We start from the raw sequence: 4,049 nt of genomic DNA, 5'->3' as shown, positions 1-4,049 counted from the left end.
GCCATGGGTGGTGATGCGCTTCTTGACGGGATTGCCGGTAAGCCATTGTCAGAACGACAAAAATGATTGGCAGGTGTTAGCCGCGTGCGAGATTCTTTTTGACCACCTGATCGAGGCAATCCTGAACCGTGATTGGCTGATTTCCGCGCCGCATGCGCGCCAGCATGTGACGGAGTTCACGAGGCGCGCCTTCGGTTGCCGGGGCAAAGAAGGCATCAAACGAACATTGATCGGATCTGTATTGCCAGACGCGGATGTCGCCTTCGCCGCGGATCATTTCCGGTTCGCCGATTTTGGCTTCGACTTCCGGTTCTGACAGTCCCTTGAGCGATGCGTTGGGTACTGGCTTGAACGGGATGGCGGCCGTTGTGGTGCGTGATCTTGAATTTTCAGGCCGCCTCCGGGCTTCGGGCTGGGTCGTGGTGACGTTGCCCTTGGTATTAAGCTCGCCGTAATTGGTGTTTGTCGAACCCGGTGGCACTGACGACCCGCCCCCACAGGCCGCAAGACCCATGGCAATGAGCGCCAGAAGCAAAATCACCCCGAATGGACGGGCGATGTCTGTTCGGGGTGAGGTTTGGGTCAGAGCAATCATGCGCGCTAAAAATCAGGAATCGTCAGATTTGCGCGGGATGGTGATGGCGCCGGTGCTGCCGCCGCGGCTTATACCGGTGTCCGCACCTTCGACATATTCCAGCTCGCCCTTGATGCGTGCACCATTTTCAATCTGAAGCGCGCCATAGGTGATCTTGCCGCTGATTTCAGCCGAGTGGACGACAACCACACGGCCAGCCGTCAGTTCACCTTCGAACTTGCCGCTGATTTCGGCCTCATCCACCTGGGCAGAACCGATGAAGCTGCCGCCTTCGGAAACTTCGAGGCGCGAGCATTCCTTGATCTGGGCTTCGACAACGCCTTCGACGACCAGAACGTCACAGGAACCGATTTCACCTTTAAGCGTGATGTCGCGACCAACTGTCAGTTTCTTGCCCTCGGAGGAGTGGCTACCCGATCCTCCCGGGCGACCGGAACTGCCGCGGGTCGGGATTTCAAGCGGTCGCTTCGGGATTTCCGGGCGGAAGTTGGTGGAGTGCGGTTTACTGGACATTTGCGGTTCATCCTTTGTGCGCGGTTTGGTGAAGAGCCGCGGCTCTGTTCGCTTTTCTGTTTTTTCGAACGTGCGGGTTTCGCTGGCTTTGTCAGATGCAGCATCAGAGGCCGAGGTCATCGTCCCGGAAAGCTTGTCTGATCCATCCAGGCGAGATGTATCTGACGAAGTCGCACTTCTGTCGACTGTTTTGTTGGCTTTTTTCTTTCCAAACATGGGATGACCAGATCCTTAGAGTTGCAGTTTCGGTGTTGGTCTAGGTGTATCGGCCTTGCGGTTACCGGTCAGGCGGTCTCGGGCACATAGGTGCCAAGACGCACAGAATAGTGGACCATAAAGGCGGTGGCGATGATCGGCGCGACCAGATTGACCAAGGGAATGGTCATCAGGAAGGTCAAACCGACCCCGGCAATCCAAAGCTTTTTCTGGCGGCTTTTGCGAATGGCCTCAACCGTCAGCGCATCATAGCGGCGTGCGGCAACCAGTTCAAAATATTCACGCGACAAAAGATAGCCATTCATCCCGTAAAACGCGATGACATAGAGCGGCCCGGCCAGAAGAAGCGGCAAAATCAAAATGTTAAGCGCCAAAGCCGTCAGGGCGAATTTAAGACCGCTGATCAGCGCATCAATGATCGGCTGCGGACGGGTATCGGGCAGGGTCGGATAGTGCTTGTCTTCGACCGCGTCGGCAATCTGATCGAGCAGAAGGCTCGAGATCAGGACCGTGGCCGCGGGAAACAGCAACAGCACAAGAAGGGTCAGACCGATGCCCAGAAGCCAGTCGACGGCGGTTTCAAGCCAGCCACCATCGGTAAAGAATGTGATGGAATTCAGGCCAAACCAGATCAGGACCCACAACCCGACAATGGTTGCCAGCGCACCGGCAACACCGATCAGCACAACTTTGCGAAAACGCGGGTCGGAAAACTGCGCAACGGATTTCAGAAAGTCATTGATCATGGAAGATGTTGGTCCTGTCCTGTCATGTGTCGAGTGTGCGGAATATATCCGCAAGGGAATCATGCATTAGTTTAGTAGGCAATTAAAATTAACAGCCTGTGAAATCAGGGGGGTGGCTTTGCAGATTTCCCAAGAATGCGACATCTATCGCAGGCATCAGGCAAAAAAAAGGCGTCCGGCCAGGGGGGAGAACCGGACGCCAGCGCTCCGATAATCTGGAGCGTGAGGAAAGGTAGGGGAGACCTTTTCCTCACACCGGGTTCCCGTCGTTTAGGGGAACCTTGTGACAGACTCACATATAGGAAGCACAGGGCGTCCGTGCCATGGGTTTGGGCCCGAAAAAGCCGACAAATTTTGAAACTTTTCCCTGATTCCAATCCGCGGTGATTTCGTTACGAAATCACAATTACATTCACCACTTGGCCAAGCAGTTGAATCAGAAAATATTCTTGATCCGGCACCGGTTTACGGGCGGTTCAAAGACATCAAAATCGGATAGGAAAAATTTTTGGCCTAGTTGCGCTGATTTGGCCAGATGCGTTCAAATTTGAACAGTTCCGGGTCAAGCTGCATGCCCTCTTCGGTATTGAACAGGGTGACCGTGGTTTCGACCCCGGTCGGGTCCTTGACGCTCCACTGACGCAGCTGCATCGGCTTTTCGGTAAATACCATGGTTACACTTCCGGCACCCGGATCGGATTTGCGCACCAGCTCAACGCGGACAGTTTCGGCCGTGCGACGATAATCGACAATCTTGACCTTGTCGGTCAGCGAGATGTTTTCCGCCAGAATGATCCCGGCCGGGGTTTCATCAATGTCGAAATAGGTCGGTGCGTTGATTTCCTTGTCATAATAGATGAAATCATGACCGGTCGAGACCAGCAGGATCTGGGCCGGCGGGTTATATTCAAACCGCATCTTGCCCGGGCGTTCCATATAAAGATCGCCCTCGGCCGCACCGCCATCCGATGAAATCTGAACGAACTCGGCCTTGAGCGTCGTGATCCCGGCCAGATAGTTTTCGATCTTTTCGATCATCTCAGGCGTGATCTGATCGCTTGCTTGCGCATGGGCTGTGCTTGGCAACAGGGTCAGACTGGTGACGGCACCAAGACCGATGGCGGACGCAATGACACTTGCCGCGATAACGGCGCGGCCTTTCTTGCCAAACAATTTCCAGCGAGTCTTCGGTTCTTGGTTCAAACGGGTCATGTGTCTTACCGGTGTTCGTAACAATTCGTTGATCGCAATCATGGCGATTGCAGAAGGTGAATGGCGGATGATAAAAATCGTGCCAAATAGTAACCACTCACTGCGAGTAACATATCGCATCATTTGGCCGGGAAGGCCAGCCGGGTCAAGCCATGCCCGCAAATGACCTTAATTGGCCGTTTTGAGCCTTAATTGCAGGTCATTTGACCACCGGCAAGCAGGAGAACACGTTTAATGAGCCGTATCGTCGCCATCCAGATGGACCCGATCGAGAGCATCGATATCAAGGGGGATTCGACCTTTGTCATGGGCCTTGAAGCCCAGGCGCGGGGATATGACCTTTTGCATTATCATCCCGATGACATGTTCTATGACCGGGGCCGGATCAAGGCGGAAGTCCGCCCGATGACGTTGCGCTACGAACATGGCAACCACCATGATCTGGGCGAAGCACGGGTGATTGATCTGGCGCGCGAAACCGATGTTATCCTGATGCGTCAGGACCCGCCGTTTGACATGAACTATATCACCGCAAGCCATTTGCTTGAGTCGATCCACCCGGAAACCTTTGTGGTCAACCATCCGGGCCATGTCCGCAATGCGCCAGAAAAGATCTTTGTCACCGAGTTTCCCGATCTGATGCCACCGACCCTGATCACCCGGTCGGCAGCCCGCATCAAGGAATTCCGCGAAGAGTTCAAGGACATCATCGTCAAGCCGCTGTTTGGCAATGGCGGGGCGGGCGTGTTCCACCTCAAACCCGGTGA

At 54.6% G+C, this 4,049-nt stretch carries 4 protein-coding genes and 1 pseudogene; 1 reads left to right on the top strand and 4 read right to left on the bottom strand.

The window, feature by feature from the left end; genetic code table 11:
* Positions 1-76: 76 nt before the first annotated feature.
* The 4 genes from B3Z49_RS06000 to B3Z49_RS05985 all read right to left on the bottom strand — a co-directional run bounded on the left by B3Z49_RS06000 (position 77) and on the right by B3Z49_RS05985 (position 3,282).
* Positions 77-595: a hypothetical protein gene (locus B3Z49_RS06000; RefSeq protein ID WP_296988917.1), complete on the bottom strand. Its 519-nt coding sequence runs from the start codon at positions 593-595 to the stop codon at positions 77-79.
* Between the two features lie 12 nt (positions 596-607).
* A complete protein-coding gene (locus tag B3Z49_RS05995; RefSeq protein ID WP_231959646.1) occupies positions 608-1,108 on the bottom strand; it encodes a bactofilin family protein in 501 nt (166 codons plus the stop codon).
* Positions 1,109-1,392: 284 nt separating this feature from the next.
* Positions 1,393-2,070 (bottom strand): EI24 domain-containing protein, encoded by a 678-nt coding sequence (locus B3Z49_RS05990; protein WP_296988914.1) that lies wholly within the window; start codon positions 2,068-2,070, stop codon positions 1,393-1,395.
* Between the two features lie 513 nt (positions 2,071-2,583).
* Complete coding sequence (locus B3Z49_RS05985; protein ID WP_296988911.1) at positions 2,584-3,282, bottom strand: LolA family protein; 699 nt, start codon at positions 3,280-3,282, stop codon at positions 2,584-2,586.
* Positions 3,283-3,516: 234 nt separating this feature from the next.
* Between B3Z49_RS05985 and B3Z49_RS05980 the strand changes: the two are divergent.
* Positions 3,517-4,049 (top strand): annotated as a pseudogene (locus B3Z49_RS05980) (glutathione synthase); the annotation flags it as partial.

This window comes from Thalassospira sp. UBA1131, from assembly GCF_002311515.1.
Taxonomy (GTDB): domain Bacteria; phylum Pseudomonadota; class Alphaproteobacteria; order Rhodospirillales; family Thalassospiraceae; genus Thalassospira.
The sequence above is the reverse complement of the archived record's forward strand: the minus strand, read 5'-3'. Positions and strand labels throughout refer to the sequence as shown.